This window comes from Streptomyces sp. NPDC039465 (assembly GCF_055639315.1).
In genome coordinates this window covers 749,169-765,750 of the sequence record NZ_JBVKAP010000003.1, presented here as the reverse complement: position 1 = coordinate 765,750, position 16,582 = coordinate 749,169, and the positions used below count along the sequence as shown (strand labels likewise).

The following is a 16,582-nucleotide window of genomic DNA, read 5'->3' as shown; positions in this document are numbered from 1 at the left end:
GCGCGGTACGTGACACCGTACGGGCACCGGGGGCGGCGCCCGCGGTTACGCTGACGGTGATGTTCACGCCACAGGGCCCCACGTTCCGGGAACTCGCCGTTCAGGCGCTGTCCTCGATCGAGCACGGCTACGACCTGCTCGCCCCCAAGTTCGACGCGACTCCGTTCCGCACCCCGCAGCCGATCCTGGACGCGGTGGAGTCGGCTCTCGGCCGCCTCGGGCCCTTCGAGCGCGGGCTCGACGTCTGCTGCGGTACGGGCGCGGGCGTCGGCCTGCTGCGCCGGGTGTGCGGGGGGCAGGTCACCGGGGTCGACTTCTCGGCGGGCATGCTCGCCCAGGCGCGCGCCGCGCATCCGGACGCGACGTGGGTACGCGCCGACGCGCGGGCGCTGCCGTTCGGCCCGCTCTTCGATCTGGCGGTCAGTTTCGGGGCGTTCGGCCACTTCCTGCCGCGCGAGCAGCCTGGCCTGTTCGCGCAGGTGCGGGCGTCGCTGCGGCCCGGCGGGCTGTTCGTGTTCCCGCTCCCGGCGCCGCCCCGGGTCGGCTCCAAGGCGTACTGGTTCATGCTCGGCTTCGACGCGGCGATGCGGGCGCGCAATGTGCTGTGGCGGCCGCGGTTCGTGATGTACTACCGCACCTTCCGCCTCGCCGACGTCCGCGAAGGCCTCGCGGCGGCCGGTTTCGAGGTACGCCTGCTGCCGTTGCCGGAGCTGGGGGTACGGGCGGACGGCAGCCCCAACTGCCGCCTCGTCGTGGCCCGTCGGCCGGTGGAGCGGCCATGACGACCGGCGAGCCCGCCCCGCTGGGGCCGAAGGCCGACCGGGACTCGGTACGCCGCCACAATCTGAGCCTTGTGCTGCGCGCGGTGCACGACGGGGGCGAGGTGACCCGCGCCGGGGTCGCCGCGCGCGTGGGCCTGACCCGGGCGGCGGTGTCGTCGCTGGTGGAGCAGTTGCTGGGCGGCGGGTTCCTCACCGAGTCCGGCAAGACGTTCAGCGGGCAGGCCGGCCGCCCCGGCACCGTACTGAAAGTGGCGCGCACCGGTCCCGCCGGGATCGGCGTCGAGATCAATGTGGACTATGTGACCGTGTCCGTCGTCGATCTCGCCGGGACCGACCGGGTGCGGCTGACCGAGCACCGCGATCACCGGGGCACGCCGCCGGCCGGCGTCCTCGGGCACGCGGCCGCCGTCGCGGCGCGCGCGGCGCGGTCGGCGGCCGAACAGGCGCTGCGTCCTGTCGGCGTCGAACTCGCCCTGCCGGGGCTGGTGTCGGCGGGCACGGTGCGCCAGGCACCCAATCTGGGCTGGACGGGCGTGCCGGCGCGCGACATCTTCGGTCGGGCGTTCGCTGCGCTGGAGCCGGGGCCCGGCGGGCAGCCGCTGCCGGTGAGCGCCGAGAACGAGGCGAACGCGGCAGCCCTGGCCGAGCTGTGGTTCGGCGGCCTCGGCCCGGTGCGCGACTTCCTCTATCTCACCGGTGAGATCGGGGTGGGCGGGGCGGTGGTCCTGGACGGTGAACTGCTGCGCGGGGCTCACGGGTTCGCGGGCGAGATCGGCCATACGGTCGTCGATCCGCGGGGGCCCGCCTGCCGCTGTGGGGCTCGGGGGTGCCTGGAGCAGTACGCGGGCCAGTCGGCGCTGCTACGGGGCGCCGGGCTCGGCGGGGACGCGGGCGCGACAGGCGTGGAGGAGCTGCGCCGACGGGCGGAGGCGGGCGACACGCGGGCTGCGGGCGCGATCGAGGAGGCGGGGACGGTGCTGGGTCGGGTGCTGTCGGGGGCGGTGAACCTGCTGGATCCGGGCGCGGTGGTGCTCGGCGGCATCTACCGGGAGCTGACCCCGTGGCTGGCCGCCGGTGCGGGCCGGGAGCTGGCGGCGCGGGTGGTGTCGGGCCTGTGGACCCCGGAGGCCGGCCGGCTGCGCGCCTCGTCCCTGGCGGCGGACGCGGCACGCGGCGCGGCAAGCAGGGTGGTACGGGTGGTGCTGGCGGACCCGTTGAGGTACGCGGAGCACGCGGCGATGTGACGCTGCGGTGTGACGTGCCGCGATGTGACACTGCACCGCATCCCCATCAAGTGCCGCGATGTGACACGTCACACCGTCATCGCACTCCCAACAGATGGTCCATCGCCAGCTGGTCGAGGTGCTCGAAGGCCATGCCCCGCTCGGCGGCGGCGCGGGCGTCGAAGTCCTCGTACGCGCCGGGGTCGGCGAGCAGCCCCGCGAGGCCGTCCTCGGCGGTGGGCCGGGCGAGTTCGTGGAGGCGGGCGGCGCGCAGGGCGTCCTGGACTCCTGGGTCGGCGCGGAACGCCGCCGCGCGTTCGCGCAGGATGAGGTACGTCCGCATGCAGCCGGCGGCCGACGCCCACACCCCGGCCGTGTCCTCGGTCCGCGGTGGCTTGAAGTCGAAATGGCGGGGCCCGTCGTAGCCGGCGGTTTCCAGCAGGTCGACGAGCCAGAAGGCGGCCCGTACGTCTCCGGCGCCGAAGCGCAGGTCCTGGTCGTACTTGACGCCGCTCTGGCCGTTGAGGTCGATGTGGAAGAGCTTTCCGGCCCATAGGGCCTGGGCGACGCCGTGCGGGACGTTGAGGCCCGCCATCTGCTCGTGGCCGACCTCCGGGTTCACCCCGTACAGCTCGGGCCGTTCGAGTCGCTCGATGAAGGCGAGGGCGTGGCCGACGGTGGGCAGCAGGATGTCGCCGCGCGGTTCGTTGGGCTTGGGTTCGATGGCGAAGCGCAGGTCGTAGCCCTGCTGTGTCACATATTCACCGAGCAGGTCGAAGGCTTCCTTCATCCGGTCCAGGGCGGCGGCGAGGTCCTTGGCCGCGCCGGACTCGGCGCCTTCGCGGCCGCCCCAGGCCACATAGGTGCGGGCGCCGAGTTCGACGGCGAGGTCGATGTTGCGGATCACCTTGCGCAGCGCGAAGCGCCGTACGTCACGGTCGTTGGCGGTGAAGGCGCCGTCCTTGAAGACGGGGTGGGCGAAGAGGTTGGTGGTGGCCATGGGGACGACGAGTCCGGTGGTGTCGAGGGCCTGCCGGAACCGTTTGACATGGGACTCGCGCTCGCTGTCGGAGGCCGCGAAGGGAATGAGGTCGTCGTCGTGGAACGTGACACCGTACGCGCCGAGTTCGGCGAGCCGGTGGACGGTCTCGACGGGATCGAGGGCGGCCCTGGTGGCCTCGCCGAAGGGGTCGCGGCCCTGCCAGCCGACGGTCCAGAGACCGAAGCTGAACCGGTCGCCGGGGGTGGGGGTGAGAGATCCGGTCATGGGTGCCGCCTTCCGATCGCGCCACAGAAGTGGCCAGGAGCAGTCCTGCCAACAGCCCAGAGGATGGACATCCTTATTTGTTTTCTCACTTACCAAATCATGCACAGTTCACCCTTCCAAGAGAACCCCTCCCTTCCAGATGCCCGATCCCGTAGTTTGTTCGAAGCACGTCCAAAAGTCCGTCGGAGGAAGAGGTACGCCCATGCCGCCGCACTCTGTGCCCCCGGTCGTCGTGGGCGTGGACAGCTCCACCCAGTCCACCAAGGCCGTCGTCGCCGACGTCACCACCGGCAGGATCCTGGCGACCGGCCGCGCCACGCACCATGTGACCGGTGACGCGGGCGCCCGCGAGAGCGACCCCGAGCAGTGGTGGACGGCGCTGTGCGACGCGGTCGCGGCGGCCCTCAAGGAGTCCGGGCTCCCCGGCGGCGCCGTCCGCGGCATCGCGGTCGCCGGCCAGCAGCACGGCCTCGTCGTCCTCGACCGTTCCGGGCGTCCGCTGCGCCCCGCGATGCTGTGGAACGACACCCGCTCCGCCCCGCAGGCCGCCGCGCTCACCGAGGCGCTCGGCGGCCCCGAGGCCTGGGCGGACCGTACCGGCTCCGTCCCGGTGGCCGCCGTGACCGCCGCCAAGTGGCGCTGGCTGCGCGAGACCGAGCCCCGCGCCGCCGAGTCGGCCACCGCGGTGCGCCTCCCTCACGACTTCCTCACCGAACGGCTCACCGGCACGGCGGCGACCGACCCGGGCGACGCGTCGGGTACGGGCTGGTACGCGACACGGACGGCCGCGTACGACCCCGACGTCCTCGGCCTCCTCCACCTCCCGGCCGGCCTGCTGCCGGCCGTCGCCCCGACCGCCGGGACCCGGGTCGGCACGCTCACCCGCACGGCCGCCGAGGACCTCGGCCTGCCCGAGGGCGTCGCGGTCGCCGCCGGCACCGGCGACAACATGGCCGCCGCCGTCGGACTCGGCCTCGGCGCGTCCGGCCTCCTCGACCACCCGGTCCTCAGCCTCGGCACCTCCGGCACCGTCTACGCCGCCACCCGCACCCGCCCCGTCTCCCCGGCGGTCTCCGGCTTCGCCGGTGCCGACGGCACGTACCTCCCTCTGGCCTGCACCCTCAACTGCACGCTCGCCGTCGACACCATCGCCGCCCTCCTCGGCCTGCACCGCGACGACACGGCCCCCGGCGGGGAGGCCGTCCTGCTCCCGTACCTGGACGGCGAACGCACCCCCGACCTCCCCACCGCCTCCGGCCTGCTCACCGGCCTGCGCCGGACGACCACACCGCAGCAGCTCCTCGGCGCCGCCTACGAAGGCGCCACGGTCACCGTCCTGCGCGCCCTCGACGCGCTCCTGAGCATCTGCGGCCTCGACCACCCCACCGCGGCCACCCGCCCGCTACGCCTCATCGGCGGCGGCACCCGCGGCCGCACCTGGATCAACACGGTCCACCGCCTCTCCGGCCGCCACCTCATCCTCCCCTCCACCGAAGAACCGGTCGCCCTCGGCGCCGCCGCCCTGGCCGCCGCGGCCGCCACCGGCGAGGACCCGGTGGCCCTCTCCACCACCTGGCAGCCACCGGCCTCCCGCGAACTCCCCCCGACGGAACGGGACATGGAGACCTGGACCCGTATCACCTCGGTCCTGGACAAGGCCTCGCCCACTCTCCTCGCCTGATCCTGGGCGGACTTGACACCCCTCATGCGCTGATGAAGCTCAACCCGGTATGAGTCGATCTCAACCCCGCCGGATCACAGTCCGTTCACCGAAGCGGCCGCCGCACTCGCGCTCAAGGTCGCCCTCGACACCATCGGCGCACCTCACCGCGGCGATCTCGAACTGCTCAGACTCGGCGAGAACGCCCTGTTCGCCAGCCCCGCACAGGTGGTGGCCCACCGGGTGGCCCGCTCCGACGCCCTCACCGCCAAGGTCGAGAAGGAGCTGGCGACCGCCCTCTGGCTGGTCTCGTACGGCTTCCCCGCCCTGCCGCCCCGCGACGAACTCCCCCAGCCCGTCAGCGCGGCCGGCCGCCTCGTCACCTTCTGGGAGTACGTGGCGCCCACGACCCTCACGCCCGGACTGGTCGATCTGGCCGCGCCATCCCGCTGCTGGAGGACCTGTACCACGCCGATGTCACCTTCGGCCAAAGCACCCTCGAGCAGACGGCGGACCGTCGCCGGGTGCGGACCGCCGTCGCGGTCACCTTCGTCACCACGGTCACCGCCACGCTCGGCCTGCTGTTCGCCTTCTTCGGCATCAACGCCGCCGAGGTCGACGAACGGCGCTCGATGTTCGACGTCGCCTACACCCCCGTGTACGGCCCCATCACCACGGTGATCGTCCTCGGATTCGTGCTGTACGCGGTTCTGCAGGCCGTCGACCGGGTGGCGCTGCGCCGGGGCGCGGCGCCCGGGCCCGTATGGCGCGGCACCCATCGTCTGCTGGCGAGCGGACTGGGCACGGCGCTGCTCGACGGGCCACTGGTCCCCGTCCCGCGGCCCCGGACGTCTGCCGTCGACCCGGCCGCCGATCCCGCCGCCGGTCCGGACGCGGCCGTCACACCGCCGCGACCTGCTCCCGCGTCGGGTACGAATCCTGCCCCCCCTTGCCCGTGACCGCGGCCGCGCCCGCGCGTACCGCGTAGGGCACCGCCGGTGCGCTGCGTACGGCCACCTTGCTGGGAGTACGCGAAAGGCCGGTCGGAAGATCTTCCGACCGGCCTTCGCCGCTGTGTCCGAGGGGGGACTTGAACCCCCACGCCCGATAAAGGGCACTAGCACCTCAAGCTAGCGCGTCTGCCATTCCGCCACCCGGACAAGGTGTCTGTCGTTTCGCGGGTTTTCCCCGCGGCGACATGGATAACTCTACCAGGGGTTCCAGGTGCCTTTCACCCACGTTTCCCGTGGTCAGTGGGGTGCGGTCGCCTTGTTCTCGTTGATCCAGTCCTGATTGTCCTGCCATGCGTACAGCGTGTTTCCGTCCGTGTACGCGTAGTAGATCCCGCAGCGCGCCGTCGCCTTTCCCGCCGCGTCGGAGGGGAACCAGGAGGGCGCGAGGGCCGGCTTCGGCTGTTTCGCGGCGCCGTCGGACGGCAGGGGTGTGCAGGCGGTCGGCAGTGCGGTGGAGGGGAGCGTCGCCTTGAGCGCGCGCTCTCCGCCGGTCGTGCGCATCGCGTACTCGATCTTCCGTGCGTTGTCGGGGAGCCAGTGCGGACAAAGGCGCGGGCCCTCTTGGCGTCGGAGCCCGTGGCGTAGGCCATCGTCGGGCCGCGGCGGGCGGTGTCTCGTACGTCCGGAGGACCGGTGTGTGTACGACGCAGGGCGCACGGGGCGTCGGCCGTCCCGGAAGGGTCGGCTCCGCCTAGCCTGCGCGAGGTGACATACGTACGTGACATGGCACAGGGCACCGATCACCGCCGTCCGCGCATGCTGTCGCCGCTGCGCGAGCATCTGAGGGACACCTTCTGGTTCGCGCCGGTGACGGGCCTGGTCCTGGTCTGCGTGCTGTGGACGGCGGCCGACGCTCTGGACACGGCGATCGTCTCGGCCGCACAGGACGCCGGCGAGTACGACGCGGTCAGCGACTACATCGGCATCGCCGAGGACGCCCGGATCGTGGTGACCACGATCAGCTCGGCGATGATGACCTTCATCGGTGTCGTCTTCTCCATCTCGCTGGTCGCGGTCCAGATGGCGAGCGGACAGTTCAGCCCCCGGGTCGTACGGATCTTCGTGCGGAGCCGGATCACCAAGGCGACGTTCGCGGTGTTCCTGTCGACGTTCGTCCTGTCGCTGCTGGTCCTCACCTCGTACGAGGGGGAGACCGATCCGCGGCTGGTGCGGAGCGTGCCGGTGGTCCAGGCGTTCCTGACCACGGTGATGGTGGCGCTGAGTCTGCTCCTGTTCATCGCGTACGTGAACGCCACGCTGCGGCTGATGCGGGTGAGCCATGTCGCCGAACGGATCGCGGCCGAGTCCTTCCGGGTGCTGGCGAAGCAGCCGCGGCAGGACGACGGCGGCGGGGAACCCGGCCTCGGCCAGGTCAGGGCGTACCTCACCTACGAGGGGCAGGCCGGGGCGTTGCGCGATGTGAACGTGGCGCGGCTGGTGCGCGCGGCCCGGCGGCACGGTGTGGTGCTGCGGCTCCTCCCTCGCATCGGGGACTTCGTGGTCCCTGGGACTCGGGTGCTCGCCGTGCACGGCGAGGGGCGGGTGCCGTCCCGACGGCTGGCGCGGTTCGCGGTGTCGGTGGGGGTCGAGCGGACCTTTCATCAGGATCTGGGGTTCGGTCTGCGGCAGTTGGCGGACATCGGTCAGCGCGCGCTGTCGCCGGCGGTGAACGATCCCACCACGGCGGTCCAGTGCCTTGACCGGATCGTGCAGTTCCTCGCGGCGACCGCGCATCGGCGGCTCGGTGTCGTACGGCATCGGGACCGCAAGGGCGTGGTGCGGCTGGTGCTCGACGGGCCGTCGTGGACCGGCCTCGTGGATCTCGGGCTGACGGAGATCCGGCTGTGCTCCGTGGGCAGTCCTCAGGTGACGCGCCGGATCCTGGCCGGGGTCGACGATCTGCTGTCGATGGTGCCCGAGGGCCGCCGCGAGCCGCTGCTGCGGCACCGTACGCTCCTGGTGCAGGCCGTGGAACGTACGGTGCCCGAGGCGGCCGAGCGGGCCTTCGCACTGGAACCCGACCGTCAGGGGATCGGGTGAGCTGTCACATGTGACCGCAGGGTGGGGTGCGGTGTGATGTGTGACGGGTCAGCAGTCCTTCTCCCGAAGGGAGTGGAGGTGGGCGCTGGACTTGCGGGCGAACGCGAATGATTCGACGGGGTTGTCGTGTTCGGCCTGCCAGTGGTGGTTGCGGCGGCCGCCGTGGGTGCGGTTCACGGCGGAGATGAACCGCTGGTAGTCGATGTCTCCGTCGCCGACGTCCGCCATGCGGTAGCCGTCGCGGACGGAGTCGTCGCGTTCGCCGTCCTTGACGTGGAAGAGCGGGTAGCGGTGGGGCTGCTTGAGGACGTAGTCGAGGGGGTCGAACGGGGCCGGTGTGCCGTCCGGGCGGCGGGAGTAGCGGAACTGGGCGACGTGGGCCCAGTAGATGTCCATTTCGAGGTGGACGAGCTCGGGGTCGGTCTCGGCGAGGAGGATGTCGTAGAGGCGGACGTGGGGGCGGTCGGTGGCGAAGGAGAACTCTTCGGCGTGGTTGTGCTGGTAGAACTTCATGCCGCGCTTCTTGGCCTCGGCGCCGTAGTGGTTGAACTCGTCGGCGCAGCGCTTCCAGCCGTCGACGGTGGCTCCGTAGCGCCAGGGCCCTGCGGCGGTCCCGATGTGCGGGAGGCCGAGGGCCTGCGCGTCGTCGAGGACCTTGTCGAGGTTCTGGGCGAAGGTGTATGCGTTCGGGTCGGAGGAGTAGTAGCCGACGTGACTGCCGATGCCGCGCAGACCGTGGTCGCGGGTGAGCTTCCTGAGCTGGGCGAGGGTGATGGGGCCTGCGGAGCCCTGGCCGTACCCGGCGTATTCGACTTCGTCGTAGCCGTGCTTGCGGAGTTCGGCGAAGACGGGTGCGAAGCCGAGCGTGGAGACCTTGTCGCGCAGGGAGTAGAGCTGGATGCCGAGCCGTCCGGGCGGGAGGACGGGGCGACCGTGACCGTGACCGCGGCCGTCCGCGGGGGCGGTGCCTTCGGTGTGGTCCCGGGCCGCGGCGGTGGGGGCGGCGGCGCCGAGGAGGGCGGCTGCGGTGGTGCCGGCGGCGACTCCGAGCATGCCGCGTCTGCTGAGCTTCTGTGCGAGTTCGGGGTCGGCGTTTCTGCTCGTGCGGCTCATCTGTGGATAACTCCTCGTTGTCGGTGGTCCGTGCTTCACTCAGATCAGTCAGTGGAGACCGGCCAGTTGGAGCAGCAGGGCCTTCACTTCGGTGGCCGCGACGCGGCCGGATACGGCGCGGGGGGTGGAGCACACGATGAGCGGACCTTCGTCGTCGCTCGCGGGGAGGCGGCCGTGGCTGCCGCGAATAGGTGAGGGGTCGAGGGGGACGACCGCGAGCCGGTAGCGCATGCCGAGTTTCTTGCGGGCGAGGGCTGTGGCCGCCTTGAGGCGGACGGCGGGGTCGTGCGGGTCCATGAACAGTTCGGCCGGGTCGTAGCCGGGCTTGCGGTGGATGTCGACGAGCTGGGCGAAGTCGGGTGCCCGCTGGTCGTCGAGCCAGTAGTAGTACGTGAACCAGGCGTGGGGCTCGGCGATGGCGACGAGCTCGCCGGAGCGGGGATGGTCGAGGCCGTACGCCTTCTTGCCTTCGTCGTCGAGGAGCTGGTCCAGGCCGGGGAGGGCGTGGAGGGCTTTGCGGGTGGCGTCGATGTCCTCGGCGCGGCGTACGTAGACGTGGGCGATCTGGTGGTCGGCGACGGCGAACGCGCGGGAGGCCATCGGGTCGAGGTACTCCATGCCGTCCTGGGTGTGGACGTCGAGGAGGCCTGCGCGGCGCAGCGCGCGGTTGATGTCGACGGGGCGGGTGGCTCTGGTGATCCCGTATTCGGAGAGTGCGACGACTGTGCGGCCTTCGGCTCGGGCGTCGTCGAGGAGGGGGGTGATGGTCCGGTCGAGGTCGGCGGCGGCCTGGTGTGAGCGGGGGTCGTCGGGGCCGAAGCGCTGGAGGTCGTAGTCGAGGTGGGGGAGGTAGCACAGGGCGAGGTCGGGGCGGCGGGTGCGCAGGATGTGCCGGGTGGCATCGGTGATCCACTGGCTGGAGACGATGTCGGCGCCCGGGCCCCAGAAGTGGAAGAGGGGGAAGGTGCCGAGTGTGTCGGTGAGTTCGTCGTGCAGGGCCGGGGGGCGGGTGTAGCAGTCGGGTTCTTTGCGGCCGTCGGCGTAGTAGATGGGACGGGGGGTGACGGTGATGTCGGTGTCGGCACCCATGGCGTACCACCAGCAGATGTTGGCCACCGTGTAGCCGGGGTGCCTGCGGCGGGCGGCGTCCCAGAGTTTGTCGCCGGAGACGAGGCCGTTGTGCTGGCGCCACAGCAGGATGTCGCCGAGTTCGCGGAAGTACCAGCCGTTGCCGACGATGCCGTGTTCGGCGGGGAGGGTGCCGGTGAGGAAGGTGGACTGGGCTGCGCAGGTGACGGCCGGCAGGACAGTGCCGAGAGAGGCGTGGGAGCCGCCGCGGGCGAGGGATTTGAGGCGGGGCATGTGGTCGAGGAGCCGGGGGGTGAGTCCGACGACGTCGAGGACGAGGAGGGGTGTGGGGTCCGTGGCGCTGAGGCCTGTGAGGGCCGGGCCCGTGGCGTTGGGGCCGGTGGGGTTGGAGCCTGGGGGGTTGGGGTTTCGGGGGTGGCTCATGGGAGTTCCTTGAGGCCGAGGTCGGTGAGCAGGTCGCGGGCGAGGGTGAGTTCGGCGGCGATGCCGTCGGCGAGCCGGCCTCGGGTGCGGGGGCGTAGTGCTGGCGGGAGGGCCTGCCAGGTGTAGGTCTCGACTTCGAGGTGGTGGGTGCGGGGCTGAGGGCCGCCGAGGAGCAGGGTGAGGGTGTCCCGGAGGACGTCCAGCGTGGAGGTGAGCGGCGAAGCCGGCGGGGCGTGCAGGGGGACGTGGAAGTGGGAGCGCCAGGGGGCGGTGTCGGGGAGGGCGCGGCCGGTGAGGGCTTCGGGCAAGTCGTCGGTGCCGTGGAGCCCGGAGGGGGTGCGGGTGCGGGTCTGGTGGAGGAAGCGGGGTTCGGCGAAGGCGGCCAGCGCGTGGCGGACTTCGGGGAGGTGGGGGTGTTCGGCGTGGAGGGCCGCGGACAGCTGGGCCTTGGGCAGAGGGATGCCGGCTGTGGCGAGTGCGTCGAGGGCGGTGTGGGGGTCTTCGAAGGAGGTGGCGAGGTGGCAGGTGTCGAGGCAGACGCCGATGCGGGGGCTTGAGAGGGCGGTGAGTGGGGCGATGGCGTCGGCGGTGGTTTCGATGGTGCAGCCGGGTTCGGGTTCGAGCGCGATCCTCAGGGATTTCCCGGTGAGCTCTTCGAGGGCGTCGAGTCGTTCGGCGAGCGTGGTGAGAGCGGTACGGGCGGTGTCGGCGGCGTCCGCGTCGAAGGCGGTGCGCCAGGCGAGGGGGAGGGTGGAGATGGAGCCTTCGGTGACGTCGTCGGGGAGGAGCGCGGCGAGGAGGCGGGCCAGGTCGGTGGTGTGGGAGAGCCGTTCGGGCCGGGTCCAGTCGGGCTGGTAGACGCGGTACTTGACCTCTTGGGCGCCGAAGCCTTCGTAGGGAAAGCCGTTGAGGGTGACGACTTCGAGACCACGGCGGTCGAGTTCGGCGCGCAGGGTGCGCAGGGCGGCCGGGTCGGTGGTGAGTCCGTGCGCGGCGTCCTTGGCCAGCCAGAGGCCGACGCCGAGGCGGTCACGGCCGAGGCGGCGGCGTACGGGTTCGCAGTGGTCGCGTAGTTGGGCGAGGACGCCGTCGAGGGTTTCGGCGGGATGGACGTTGGTGCAGTAGGCGAGGTGCACCGTGGAGCCGTCGGGGTGGCGGAAGCGCATCGCCTCACTCGCCTCCGCGGAGGATGGAGTTGCCTTCGTGGTGGGTAGTGGGGGTGTCGTGGGAGGGGAGGTCGAGTTGGAGGCGGCCGCTTTGGCCGTAGAAGGCGACGGGGTTGCGCCACAGGACCTGGTCGACGTCGTCGTCGGTGAAGCCGGCGGCGAGCATGGCGTCGCCGACCTTGCGGGTCTTCAGGGGATCGCTTCTGCCCCAGTCGGCGGCGGAGTTGACGAGGACCCGTTCGGTGCCGTGGTTCTTGAGGAGGGCGACCATGCGGTCCTCGTCCATCTTGGTGTCGGGGTAGATGGAGAAGCCGAGCCAGGCACCGCTGTCGGCGGCTTCCTTGACGGTGGTCTCGTTGAGGTGGTCGAGGAGGACGAGCTCGGGGGGCAGGGACGAGTCGCGCAGGACGTCGAGGGTGCGGCGCAGGCCGGCCAGTTTGTCGCGGTGGGGGGTGTGGACGAGGGCCGGCAGGCCGTGGTCGGCGGCGAGCTCGAGCTGGGTGGCGAGAGCGGCGTCCTCGGCGGGGGTCATGGAGTCGTAGCCGATCTCACCGACGGCGACGACGTTGTCCTTGACGAGATAGCGGGGCAGGGCATCGAGGACGGGGGTGCAGCGGGGGTCGTTCGCCTCCTTGGGGTTGAGGGCGAGGGTGCAGTGGTGGGCGATGCCGTACTGGGCGGCGCGGAAGGGTTCCCAGCCGAGGAGGGAGTCGAAGTAGTCGTAGAAGCTGGCGGGTGAGGTGCGGGGCTGGCCGAGCCAGAAGGAGGGTTCGACGACGGCGCGGACCCCGGCGTCGTACATGGCCTGGTAGTCGTCGGTGGTGCGGGAGGTCATGTGGATGTGGGGGTCGAAGATGCGCATCAGAAGTCCTCCGTGGGGGCGGTCAGGGTGAGGACGCGGTGGAGGTCGGCCGGGACGGTGCGGCCGGCGGCGCGGCGTTCGGCGGCGTAGTCGCCGAGCATCCGGGCGAGTTCGGCATCGTCCCGGGCGCGCGCCGCCAGCCCGGCCACGTGGTCGACGGGAACGCCGGTGAAGAGGCACTTGAGGACGGCGTGCCGCCAGGAGTGGGCGTCGAGATGCGCAGCGGCGTAGGGGCCGACGGCGGCGGCGATCAGCCGGGTGTCGTTGGTTCGGAGCGAGTCCTCGACCAGGGCCAGGGCCTCCGGGCCCGTGAGGAGGAAGGGGAGGGCGAGCAGGACGGCGCGGCGTTCGGCGGCGCTGCCCTGGTGGTAGAGGCGGGTGAGAGTGTCCGGGGTGGCCTGGGCGGTGTGGAGGAGGAGGGTGCGTACGGAGTCGGCGTGTTCCTGGCCGCAGTGGCGGCCGGCGGTGGTGAAGCGGAGTTCCCAGTCCGGTGTCCGGGCGGTGGCTTCGGCGAGGGCCTGGTCGAGCCAGGCGCGGGCGGCTCCGCCGAGAGGCGGCGTCGGGGGTGGGGCCGGGGGCGTGTTCGAGGCAGAGTCCGAGGGTTTGGGGGTGTGCGGGTTCACCATGCCGGGGCTCCCTGGGGGCGGAGGAACTCGATGGAGGAGCGGGCAAGTTCGGGTCCGGCGTAGGAGTGGCGTGGCAGTTCGACGACGCTGAGGCCCGGATAGCCGGCGGCGGTCAACTCGGCGAGGGCGGCCAGGACGGGCGGGAAGTCGATCTCGCCGTCGCCGAACGGAAGGTGTTCGTGCACGCCTCGGCGCATGCCCTCGATCTGGAGATGGCGGATCCAGGGAGCCGCGCTGCGGATGCAGTCGGCAGGAGGCGCGGACTCCAGGCACTGGCAGTGGCCGATGTCGAGGGTGAGGCCGAGGAGTTCGGGTTCGGGGTCGCCGAAGAGGCGGCGTAGGTGGTGGAAGTCGTCGAGGGTGGCGAGGAGGTGGCCGGGTTCGGGTTCCACGGCGAGCGGGATGCCGGCGGTGGCGGCGGCGTCCAGGACGGGGGTGAGGGACTGTTCGAGCCGCTGCCAGGCGGCGGGGGCGGAGGTGCCGCCGGGGGTGACACCGCTGAAGCAGTGGACGGCGTGGGCTCCCAGGTCCGCGGCGATCCGGACGGCACGGGTCAGCAGCCGGGTGCGTGCCGCGCGGGCATCCGGGTCGGGGTCGAGGAGGGAGGGGCCGTGCTTGCGGCGCGGGTCGAGCACATAGCGGGCGCCGGTCTCGACGGTGACGGCGAGCCCGAGCTCGCCGAGTCGACGGGCGACCTGTGCGGTGCGGGCGGCCAGGTCGGGGGCGAGCGGGTCCAGGTGCATGTGGTCGAGGGTGAGACCGACGCCGTCGTAGCCGAGGTCCGCGAGGAGGGAGAGGGCGTCATGGAGCCGGAGGTCGGTGAGGCCGTTGGTGCCGTAGCCGAGCCGGAAACCTGACACGGAGGTGGGGACGGGGGTTGGCGTGGGGATGGGGGCTGGGGAGGGGCCGGCGGCAGGGAGGGGGGCGGGGCGGGGGCGGGGGGCGGACCCCCCGAGGGCGGTCTGGCTCGCGGGTGGCGTGGGGGTTCTGCTCATGTGGGGCTCACCTTTCGGGCCAGGACCCGCGCCAGCGGGGTCAGGGCCATGACGCCGGCCGCGGTGGCGAGGGCTCCGGTGCGCGCGGTGAGGGTGGCTTGGAGGGGGATCAGGGCGCGGATACCGGCTCCGACGGCCTGCTGGGTGAGAGGGGGTGAGGGGTTGAGGGCGGCGTGGAGGAAGGGGGCAGCGGTGGTGCGGAGGTAGGCGGAGGCGAGGGCCGCGGTGAGGATGCGGTGGCCGGGGGTGGGCGATGGCGGCCGGTGCGGCGTCCCCGGGCTGCCCGGCCTCTCCGGGTTCCCCGGCCTCCCGGGCCTCTGCCGGCTCCCGGACCTCACCGGGTGCGCCCGACTCCCCTGCCTCCCCGGCCTCCCGGACCTCTCCGCGTTCGTCGGACTCCCCTGCCTCCCCGAGCGCCCCTGGCGCCCCTGGCGCCAGGGGTATGTGTCGGCCAGTGCCGCCCAAGCCACGGCCGCCGTTGTGCCGATGGCCGCCAGGGGTGTGAGCGTGGAGCCGCCCTGGGTTTCGTGGCGTGACAGCGATGTCACCGCGTACGTATGAGCGGCCAGCAGGGCGGCTGAGGGGAGGGCTCGGGGCGTGGCGGTGGGTGAGGTGGCGGTGGCGCCGAGGAGGAGGTCGAGGGCGCGGGCGGTGGCCATGGTGGCCGGGCCGGCCTTGGTGTGTTTGAGGTGGAGGTCGTAGGACCAGACCGTGGCCGCCAGGGCGGTGGCGGCGGCCAGCGGGGTGCGGCCGGCGCGGGCCGCGAGGGTGAGGCCCGCCGCGGTCAGCGCGGCCGAGGCGGTCAGGGCGGCGGTGGGGGTGACGCGGCCCGAGGGGATCGGGCGGTGCGGGCGGTCGTGGGCGTCCTCGTCGCGGTCGGCCCAGTCGTTGAGGGCCATCCCCGCCTCGTAGAGGCAGAGGGAGGAGCCGAGGGCGAGCCAGGTGGCTCGGCCGGGGCGGGTGCCGGTCGCCGCGGCGCCCGCCAGCGCGTCGCCGGGGACCGTGAACAGCGCGGAGATCCGCAGGAGTTCCGCCCAGGCTTGGCCTCTCGCCCGCCAGGTGAGCGGGCCGGTTCCCCGCGGGCTCATCGCGTCTCCCCCAGCCGCTTCGCGAAGCCCAGCAGGGCCTGGTACTGGTCGGCCAGGGCGGCCGGGCCGGTGCCGTCCGGGTCCTTGAAGTAGAAGGCGAGCTCGTCCAGCGGGCCCGAAAGGCCGGCTTCGTGGGCGCGGGCCGTCAGGCGGGCCAGGTCCAGGACGAGAGGGGCTGCGAGGGCCGAGTCGCAACCCTGCCAGATGGTCTGGAGGATCATGCGGATGCCGAGGAAGCCGTCGAAGGCGATGTGGTCCCAGGCGGTCTTCCAGTCGCCGAGGGACGGTACGTCGTCGATGTGTACCTCCCCCTGCGGGGTGTGGCCGAGCACGTCCGTGAGGACACGTTCCTTCCCGGCGTTCTTCGCGGCGGCCGCGCCAGGATCGGCCAGGGCCGCGCCGTCCCCGCCGCCCAGGAGGTTGGCGCCGGACCAGGCCCGTACGGTCAGGGCGCGCTGGACCAGCATGGGGGCGAGTACGGAACGGAGCAGGGTCTGGCCCGTCTTGCCGTCCCGGCCGGCGTGGGGAAGTCCGGCGGTCAGGGCGGCGGCGGTGAGGGCGGGGGTGCGCAGGCCGGTGGAGGGGGTGAAGTTGACGTAGGGGCAGCCGGCGCGGATTGCGGCGGCGGCGTAGAGGGAGCTGGGTGGGAGTCCGGCGCCCCCCGGCGTCGGTCGTCCCGCCTTCTCCTCGCCGCGGCCATGGATCGGCCCCGCCGCCTCGGCCCCCTCCATCGCCCGCCCCTCTCCCCGCTCTGGCTCCGCCTCCGTCGACGCCACGTTGATGACCACGACTCTCGCGAGTCCCAGGCGTTCACGGAAGTCGGTCATGTCGGCGGCGAAGGCGGAGATGAGTTGGTCCGGGGTGCGGGTGTCGCCGGGCAGGGGGCCGCCGGGCCTGATCTCGCGTTCGGCGGCGGCCAGCTCGGTGGCGAGCGCTGTCGCGAGGCCGTACGGGAGGACTCCCCCGGCGGTGAGTTCCTCGGCCCGTTTGGGCAGGGGGCACTCGGCGGTGTCGTGGCCGCCGAAGACGAGGGCCGGCAGTGGTGGCAGGCCCGCGGCCGTGAAGGGTTCGGTCTGCGTCACCATGCCCGTCGGTGGGTGCAGGCCCGCTGCGATCGCCGCGCAGCCCGTGGTCGCCGTGGTGGCGACGGAGCCTCTGGCGCCTATGAACCAGACCCCGACGCGTGCGTCTGACATGGGCATGGGCATGGGGTGCCTCCCTGTGTGCGGTGGAGA

General features: G+C 72.5%; 15 protein-coding genes and 1 tRNA gene. 5 read left to right on the top strand and 11 right to left on the bottom strand.

Annotation, left to right across the window (positions count from 1 at the left end; translation table 11 throughout):
- Positions 1–59 precede the first annotated feature (59 nt).
- Together ACZ7LT_RS13875 and ACZ7LT_RS13870 are read left to right on the top strand one after the other, a co-directional pair.
- Positions 60–782 (top strand): class I SAM-dependent methyltransferase, encoded by a 723-nt coding sequence (locus ACZ7LT_RS13875; protein WP_471236225.1) that lies wholly within the window; start codon positions 60–62, stop codon positions 780–782.
- The gene (locus ACZ7LT_RS13870) at positions 779–2,026 is read left to right on the top strand and encodes an ROK family protein (protein ID WP_471236224.1); all 1,248 of its coding nucleotides are present in this window, start codon (positions 779–781) and stop codon (positions 2,024–2,026) included. Before ACZ7LT_RS13875 ends, ACZ7LT_RS13870 begins: the two co-directional genes overlap by 4 nt.
- 76 nt (positions 2,027–2,102) lie before the next feature.
- Here the strand turns inward: ACZ7LT_RS13870 and xylA are convergent, their stop codons facing one another.
- Positions 2,103–3,272 carry a xylose isomerase gene (gene xylA / locus ACZ7LT_RS13865; protein WP_471236223.1) on the bottom strand — a complete coding sequence of 390 codons (1,170 nt, stop codon included), beginning with the start codon at positions 3,270–3,272 and terminating at the stop codon, positions 2,103–2,105.
- A gap of 202 nt (positions 3,273–3,474) precedes the next feature.
- Here xylA and xylB point away from each other — a divergent pair, with 202 nt between their 5' ends.
- Together xylB and ACZ7LT_RS13855 are read left to right on the top strand one after the other, a co-directional pair.
- Positions 3,475–4,953, top strand: coding sequence for a xylulokinase (xylB, locus tag ACZ7LT_RS13860; RefSeq protein WP_471236222.1), 1,479 nt, complete (start codon positions 3,475–3,477; stop codon positions 4,951–4,953).
- Between the two features lie 503 nt (positions 4,954–5,456).
- Positions 5,457–5,891 carry a hypothetical protein gene (locus tag ACZ7LT_RS13855; protein WP_471236221.1) on the top strand — a complete coding sequence of 145 codons (435 nt, stop codon included), beginning with the start codon at positions 5,457–5,459 and terminating at the stop codon, positions 5,889–5,891.
- A gap of 116 nt (positions 5,892–6,007) precedes the next feature.
- Here the strand turns inward: ACZ7LT_RS13855 and ACZ7LT_RS13850 are convergent.
- Both ACZ7LT_RS13850 and ACZ7LT_RS13845 read right to left on the bottom strand, forming a co-directional pair.
- Positions 6,008–6,092: transfer RNA gene (locus tag ACZ7LT_RS13850), tRNA-Leu, on the bottom strand.
- 90 nt (positions 6,093–6,182) lie between these two features.
- Positions 6,183–6,446 carry a hypothetical protein gene (locus ACZ7LT_RS13845; protein WP_471236220.1) on the bottom strand — a complete coding sequence of 88 codons (264 nt, stop codon included), beginning with the start codon at positions 6,444–6,446 and terminating at the stop codon, positions 6,183–6,185.
- 222 nt (positions 6,447–6,668) lie between these two features.
- Here ACZ7LT_RS13845 and ACZ7LT_RS13840 point away from each other — a divergent pair, with 222 nt between their 5' ends.
- Positions 6,669–7,985 carry a DUF2254 domain-containing protein gene (locus ACZ7LT_RS13840; protein ID WP_471236358.1) on the top strand — a complete coding sequence of 439 codons (1,317 nt, stop codon included), beginning with the start codon at positions 6,669–6,671 and terminating at the stop codon, positions 7,983–7,985.
- 48 nt (positions 7,986–8,033) lie between these two features.
- Here ACZ7LT_RS13840 and ACZ7LT_RS13835 read toward each other — a convergent pair whose 3' ends face one another.
- The 8 genes from ACZ7LT_RS13835 to ACZ7LT_RS13800 are packed head-to-tail and all read right to left on the bottom strand — an operon-like array spanning position 8,034 to position 16,543.
- Positions 8,034–9,098 (bottom strand): sugar phosphate isomerase/epimerase family protein, encoded by a 1,065-nt coding sequence (locus ACZ7LT_RS13835; protein WP_471236219.1) that lies wholly within the window; start codon positions 9,096–9,098, stop codon positions 8,034–8,036.
- A gap of 48 nt (positions 9,099–9,146) precedes the next feature.
- A complete protein-coding gene (locus ACZ7LT_RS13830) occupies positions 9,147–10,610 on the bottom strand; it encodes a nucleotide pyrophosphatase/phosphodiesterase family protein (RefSeq protein ID WP_471236218.1) in 1,464 nt (487 codons plus the stop codon).
- On the bottom strand, positions 10,607–11,776 hold the full coding sequence (eboE, locus tag ACZ7LT_RS13825) for a metabolite traffic protein EboE (RefSeq protein ID WP_471236217.1): 1,170 nt from the start codon (positions 11,774–11,776) through the stop codon (positions 10,607–10,609). The genes ACZ7LT_RS13830 and eboE overlap by 4 nt, the downstream gene beginning before the upstream one ends.
- Positions 11,777–11,780: 4 nt before the next feature.
- Positions 11,781–12,638: a TatD family hydrolase gene (locus tag ACZ7LT_RS13820; RefSeq protein WP_471236216.1), complete on the bottom strand. Its 858-nt coding sequence runs from the start codon at positions 12,636–12,638 to the stop codon at positions 11,781–11,783.
- Positions 12,638–13,264 (bottom strand): EboA domain-containing protein, encoded by a 627-nt coding sequence (locus ACZ7LT_RS13815; RefSeq protein WP_471236215.1) that lies wholly within the window; start codon positions 13,262–13,264, stop codon positions 12,638–12,640. The genes ACZ7LT_RS13820 and ACZ7LT_RS13815 overlap by 1 nt, the downstream gene beginning before the upstream one ends.
- Positions 13,258–14,259: a sugar phosphate isomerase/epimerase family protein gene (locus ACZ7LT_RS13810; protein ID WP_471236214.1), complete on the bottom strand. Its 1,002-nt coding sequence runs from the start codon at positions 14,257–14,259 to the stop codon at positions 13,258–13,260. Before ACZ7LT_RS13810 ends, ACZ7LT_RS13815 begins: the two co-directional genes overlap by 7 nt.
- Positions 14,256–15,347, bottom strand: coding sequence for an SCO3242 family prenyltransferase (locus tag ACZ7LT_RS13805; protein WP_471236213.1), 1,092 nt, complete (start codon positions 15,345–15,347; stop codon positions 14,256–14,258). The genes ACZ7LT_RS13810 and ACZ7LT_RS13805 overlap by 4 nt, the downstream gene beginning before the upstream one ends.
- On the bottom strand, positions 15,344–16,543 hold the full coding sequence (locus ACZ7LT_RS13800) for an inositol-3-phosphate synthase (protein WP_471236212.1): 1,200 nt from the start codon (positions 16,541–16,543) through the stop codon (positions 15,344–15,346). Before ACZ7LT_RS13800 ends, ACZ7LT_RS13805 begins: the two co-directional genes overlap by 4 nt.
- Positions 16,544–16,582 lie beyond the last annotated feature (39 nt).